Raw genomic sequence first — 434 nt, forward strand, 5'->3', positions numbered from 1 at the left:
CCCAGAGAAAGATAGTAAAGCTATTAAATTTGACCATATTACTTTTGATGATGTATTGCGTCAAGGTTTAAAAGTAATGGACACAACTGCATTTACTTTAAGTCAAGAAAACGAATTACCAATAATTGTATTCGACATGAACACAAGAGGCAATTTAATGAAGGTTGTTTTAGGTGAAAATATTGGAACTCAAGTTAGTTTATAATAAATTGTATTTTTATACATACAATTAAAAATGAAACAACGTATAAATTTTGGCTCAGTTTTTGGATTGAGCACTAAATAAATAAAATACTTAGTAATGAACGAAAATATAACATTTATAATAGACTCTGCGAAAGAAGCAATGGATAATGCTATAAAGCATTTAGAAAAGCAATTTTTAAACATCCGTGCAGGTAAAGCAACACCAGCCATGTTAGGTAGTGTTATGG

At 29.3% G+C, this 434-nt stretch carries 2 pseudogenes; both read left to right on the top strand.

Features of this window, described 5'->3' with window-relative positions:
* Positions 1-205 (top strand): annotated as a pseudogene (gene pyrH / locus ACVC2P_RS00470) (UMP kinase); the annotation flags it as partial.
* A gap of 96 nt (positions 206-301) precedes the next feature.
* Positions 302-434: pseudogene (locus tag ACVC2P_RS00475) on the top strand (ribosome recycling factor); the annotation flags it as partial.

The organism is Pontimicrobium sp. MEBiC01747, from assembly GCF_053601635.1.